Consider the following 4,696-nt stretch of genomic DNA (forward strand, 5'->3'; position numbering starts at 1 on the left):
TGAGCCAGGATCAAACTCTCCATGAGTTCAAACAGCTCTCTTGGAACGAAACGCCGGACTTTCGTCCGTTGCTTTCGTTCGGAAAATTCACGTTCACGTCCCGTGTTCAGCGGCCGCGAAGGACGTGATGCCTTCGGCTTACGCCGCCACGGGGCGCCCGTTTCAAAGCACTCCCAATGACCCGAGTTTTCAAAACACCTCGCGAGCCCCTGGCTCGCTTCATTCGCATCCGGCCAGTTTCACCCGGCCGCCGCGTCTCCTTCGCCGTCAGCCGCCTCGTTCGTGGCAGCCCTTCAATCTATCAGCCTCGACCTGTCCGGTCAAGGGGTCGCGGCGAAGAGGTTTCCCAATTCTTCATCCGCCGAATTTCTTGCAACGCCTTCAACCTACATCACTTAGGCGTTCGAGCAAGGGGCAGAAATCCAAAATTCCGCTTCCCACACCGCCCGCCGTCCGTTCACGCGACAGCCCTAAAGGCTATCAGCGTTGAACCATGGTGTCAACCCCGGATCGCGATCGCTTCGGGCACCATTCGGGACCCCGATCGCGAAGGGCCACTACCTTAAACATCCGTTTCCGAACCGTCAACCCCTTCGCCCTGCCCCGCCGGACCGGCGACTTCCGTCGCGCCGGGAGAGCGCGGTGAAGGAATTTCGACAAAAAGGAACCCCCGCGACTGCTCGCGGGGGTTCCTGAGGGGTGAATGACGGGACTCGAACCCGCGACCTCCAGGGCCACAACCTGGCGCTCTAACCGACTGAGCTACATCCACCGTAAGTTCAAACAACCGCACCAACACCAGCCAACGCGCCAGGCTGGACTCGAACCAGCGACCTACGGCTTAGAAGGCCGTTGCTCTATCCAACTGAGCTACTGGCGCCCGTCCTGTTCCTCCCGCTCAGTCGGGGCGCCCGGATTCGAACCGGGGACCTCCTGCTCCCAAAGCAGGCGCGCTAACCGGACTGCGCTACGCCCCGTTCCGAGAGCTAAAAGCTAGGGAATACCCCGCCGTTCGTCAACCCCCCGCCAGCAACTCAATCACGGCGCGTATTGCACGGCCCCGGTGGCTGACCTCGTTCTTGCGCTCCGCGGACAGCTCGCCGAAGGTCCCGCCTTCCTCAGGGAGATGGAAGAGCGGATCGTAGCCAAAGCCGCCCGTGCCCCGCGGCGCGCGCAGGACCACGCCCTCGCACGTGCCCGTGCGCACGGCCTCGCGCCCGCCGGGCCACGCCAGCGCGGCCGCGCAGACGTAGCGGGCCGTCCGCGCCTCGTCCGGCACGTCCGCCAGCAGCTCCAGCAGGTGACGGTTGTTCGCGTCGTCCTGGCGCTCGCCGCGGGCCTCGTCGGGCGCGGCGAAGCGGCGGGAGCGCACGCCCGGGGCGCCGCCCAGCGCGTCCACGCAGATCCCGCTGTCATCCGCCAGGGCCAGCGCGCCCGTCTTCGCGGCGAAGTAGCGGGCCTTGGCCAGGGCGTTCTCCTCGAACGTGTCGAACGCCTCGACGGCGTCCTCGTCCGGCGACTCGGGGATGCCCAGGTCCGCCAGGCCCACGACCTCGTATCCGCCCAGGGCGGCCAGCATCTCGTGGATCTCGCGCACCTTGCCCGGGTTGCGCGTAGCGACCACCAGCCGCGTCACGCGACCGCCGCCCGCTGCATGGCGTTGAGCTCGCGGATGGCGCCGGACGCCATCCCCACGAGCGACGCCAGCTGCTCGGGGGTAAAGTCGCCGTGCTCGCCCGTCCCCTGCACCTCGATGAGCCCCCCGCCCTCGCGCGCGACGACGTTCAGGTCCACCTCGGCGCGGACGTCCTCGGAGTAGTCCAGGTCCAGCAGCGTCACGCCGTCCACCACGCCGCCGCTGATGGCCGCGACAAAGTGGCGGAAGGGCGAGGCGGAGAGGCCCGCCTTGCGCCGGAGCCATTCGCAGGCGTCGTACAGGGCCACGGCGCCGCCCGTGATGGAGGCCGTGCGGGTGCCGCCGTCGGCCTGCAGGACGTCGCAGTCCAGGGTGATCTGCCACTCGCCCATGGCGGCCATGTCCACGCAGCCGCGCAGCGACCGGCCGATGAGCCGCTGGATCTCCTGCGTGCGGCCGCCCACCTGGCCGCGCTCGCGGCGGTTGCGGGTGCTGGTGGCGCGGGGGAGCATGCTGTACTCCGCCGTCACCCATCCCCCTCCCCTGCCCTTGCGCCACGACGGCACGCCCTGCTCCACGGACGCCGTGCACAGCACCTTCGTCCGCCCCGCCGTGATGATGCACGAGCCCTCGGCGTACAGGCCCACGCCGCGCTCCAGGGTGATGGGGCGCAGTGCCCCGGGCGCGCGGCCGTCCCCGCGGACGCCGGCGTTCGTCGTCAGATCCTCAGCCATCCTCCCCTCCCCCTCTCGCTCGCTCCAGGATCGCCGTGGTGGACCGGCCGGGGACGAGGGGAATCACCTCCACCCGTCCGCCGGCCGCCATCACCTCTTGTGCGCCCACGATGGTGGTCACCGTGTAGTCGCCGCCCTTTACCAGCACGTCCGGCATGAGCGCCGTGATCAGCGCGTGCGGCGTGTCGTCGCCGAACAGCGTGACGGCGTCCACGCAGGCCAATCCCGCCAGGACCATCGCGCGATCTTCTTCCCGGTTGATGGGCCGGTCCGCGCCCTTGCCCAGCCGCCGCACGCTCTCGTCGGTGTTGAGCCCCACGACGAGCGCGTCACCCAGGGCGCGGGCGGCGAACAGGTACTCCACGTGCCCGCGGTGCAGGATGTCGAACACGCCGTTGGTGAAGACGACGGTCCCGCAGCGCGGCCGGCCGAAGCGGTGCAGCACATCCTCCCGCGACAGCACCTTGTCCGACGGATGCACGGGCCCCTTCACGGCGCGGCGGGGCTGGACGCCACGGCGGCGCGGATGCCGGCCAGCACCTCGCCCGCCCCGTTCGCCAGCAGCGCGTCCGCCGCGCGCCGGCCAACGCTCTCCGCCTCGTCCACCGGGCCGGACTCCTCCACGCGAAGGATGCGCCCGCCGTCCAGCTCCGCCACAAGGCCGTGCAGGACGACGCGGTCGCCCTCCACCCGCCCCAGCGCGCCGATGGGCACCTGGCAGCCGCCCTCCAGCGACCGCAGCAGGGCGCGCTCGGCGGCGGTGCAGGCGGCGGAACGCGGGTCGTGCAGGGCGCGCAGGCGGGCGACGACATCCGCCCGGTCCGCGCGGGCCACGACGGCCAGGGCGCCCTGGCCCACGGCGGGGAGCCACGCCGGCGCGTCGAGGTACGCGGCGATGCGGTCCGCCCAGCCCAGGCGCAGCACGCCGGCCGCGGCCAGGATGATGGCGTCGTAGTCGCCGCGGTCCAGCTTGGCCAGGCGCGTGTTCAGGTTGCCGCGCAGGTCCAGCACCGCCAGGTCCGGGCGGAGCGCCTGCAGCTGCGCGCGGCGGCGGAGCGAGCTGGTCCCCACGCGGGCGCCGGGCGGGAGGGAGTCGAGGTCGCCGGACCCGCCCGGGGGCAGGATCAGCACGTCGCGCGGGTCCTCGCGCTCCGTGACAGCGGCGAGAACGAGGCCCTCCGGCAGGCGCGTGGGCACGTCCTTGAGCGAGTGGACGGCCAGGTCCGCGCGCCCCTCCAGCAGGGCCGCGTCCAGCTCCTTGGTAAAGAGCCCCTTGTCGCCGATCTTGGCCAGGGGCACGTCCTGGATGACGTCGCCCGTCGTCTTCATCACGTCGATGTCGACGGTGAGCGACGGGTCCGCCGCGCGCAGGGCGTCGCGCACGGCGCGGGACTGCCACAGCGCCAGCTCGCTGCCGCGCGAGGCGATGCGCAGCGTCGTTGCATCAACCGGCGAAAGGTCTACCACTGCGACTGGGCTCCCTCCACGAGCTTCTGCACCACTTCCTCCAGCGCCTTGCGGCGGCCGTCGTCCACGTCCTCGCGGGTGGGATCGAACAGGCCCAGGGCCGTGATGCCGTTGCCGCGCCAGAGAACCGTGTCCTGCCGCACGTCGTAGATCTCCGCGTCGAACGTGATCTGCACCCGCGCCTCGTTGCGGGTGATGCGGCCGCTGGGGTCCGGCGTGGGGTTGAAGTTGGTCGTCTGCTCCTCGGCCGAGCGGATGGTGCCGCGGACGATGGCATCCGCCGTCTGCTGCGAGGCCAGGCGCACGCCCAGGTTGCCCGGCAGCTGGTCCTGCATCTCGCGCAGCAGGTCCGACGTGAGGGTCTGGTACGGCGTCTCGTTCTCGAACGGCTCGATGAACACGCGACGCACGTGGCTGGGCAGCCCGCCGCCCACGAAGCTGTACATGCAGCCGGTGAGCAGCGGGAGCAGCAGCAGGGCCAGCAGCGCCGGCTTACGTGCCGGGCGGCGCCCAGGTCGCTTCAGGAAAGGACGATACATCGGTTGCCGACTCGAGGGTCAGGTTGAGCGTGCGAAAGGCGGCCCAGTCGCGGTAGCGCGCGCTGGCCAGCCCGTTGGCGTTGTATTCCAGGTCGATGCTCTCGGCCACGCCGCCGCGGCTGCTGCGGCGGACGGACTGCAGGCGCCCGTTGCGGACCCGGTACTCCAGCACGTCCGCGCCCAGCTGGTAGCGCAGCGTGGTCGTGGCGCCGTCGCGCTCGGCGGCCTGCAGCCGCGCGTCGGCCGGCGGGGCGATGACGCCCACGGTGGCCCACAGCAGCGCGGGCGACGGCAGGCTGAAGCGCTCGGCCAGGGCGGCG

Annotated in this window: 6 protein-coding genes and 3 tRNA genes; all 9 read right to left on the reverse strand. The window is 71.0% G+C overall.

From position 1 onward, the window contains the following. Window positions 1–698: 698 nt before the first annotated feature. Window positions 699–772, reverse strand: a tRNA-His gene (locus VFZ20_RS26170). Between the two features lie 34 nt (window positions 773–806). Next, window positions 807–880, reverse strand: a tRNA-Arg gene (locus tag VFZ20_RS26175). Between the two features lie 22 nt (window positions 881–902). After that, window positions 903–977, reverse strand: a tRNA-Pro gene (locus VFZ20_RS26180). Window positions 978–1,015: 38 nt separating this feature from the next. Then, window positions 1,016–1,636 (reverse strand): RdgB/HAM1 family non-canonical purine NTP pyrophosphatase, encoded by a 621-nt coding sequence (gene rdgB, locus VFZ20_RS26185; protein ID WP_329686916.1) that lies wholly within the window; start codon window positions 1,634–1,636, stop codon window positions 1,016–1,018. Then, window positions 1,633–2,370 carry a ribonuclease PH gene (gene rph, locus VFZ20_RS26190; RefSeq protein WP_329686917.1) on the reverse strand — a complete coding sequence of 246 codons (738 nt, stop codon included), beginning with the start codon at window positions 2,368–2,370 and terminating at the stop codon, window positions 1,633–1,635. The genes rdgB and rph overlap by 4 nt, the downstream gene beginning before the upstream one ends. Next, complete coding sequence (gene rfaE2, locus VFZ20_RS26195) at window positions 2,363–2,833, reverse strand: D-glycero-beta-D-manno-heptose 1-phosphate adenylyltransferase (RefSeq protein WP_349264133.1); 471 nt, start codon at window positions 2,831–2,833, stop codon at window positions 2,363–2,365. The genes rph and rfaE2 overlap by 8 nt, the downstream gene beginning before the upstream one ends. Before the next feature lie 26 nt (window positions 2,834–2,859). Next, on the reverse strand, window positions 2,860–3,837 hold the full coding sequence (hemC, locus tag VFZ20_RS26200) for a hydroxymethylbilane synthase (RefSeq protein WP_329686919.1): 978 nt from the start codon (window positions 3,835–3,837) through the stop codon (window positions 2,860–2,862). Next, complete coding sequence (locus tag VFZ20_RS26205) at window positions 3,831–4,376, reverse strand: hypothetical protein (protein WP_329686920.1); 546 nt, start codon at window positions 4,374–4,376, stop codon at window positions 3,831–3,833. Before VFZ20_RS26205 ends, hemC begins: the two co-directional genes overlap by 7 nt. Continuing rightward, window positions 4,330–4,696, reverse strand: a 367-nt coding sequence (locus tag VFZ20_RS26210; protein ID WP_329686921.1) for a hypothetical protein, incomplete at its 5' end; no start/stop codon positions are given. The genes VFZ20_RS26205 and VFZ20_RS26210, both read right to left, overlap by 47 nt.

The sequence above is a fragment of the Longimicrobium sp. genome, from assembly GCF_036280135.1.
Taxonomy (GTDB): domain Bacteria; phylum Gemmatimonadota; class Gemmatimonadetes; order Longimicrobiales; family Longimicrobiaceae; genus Longimicrobium.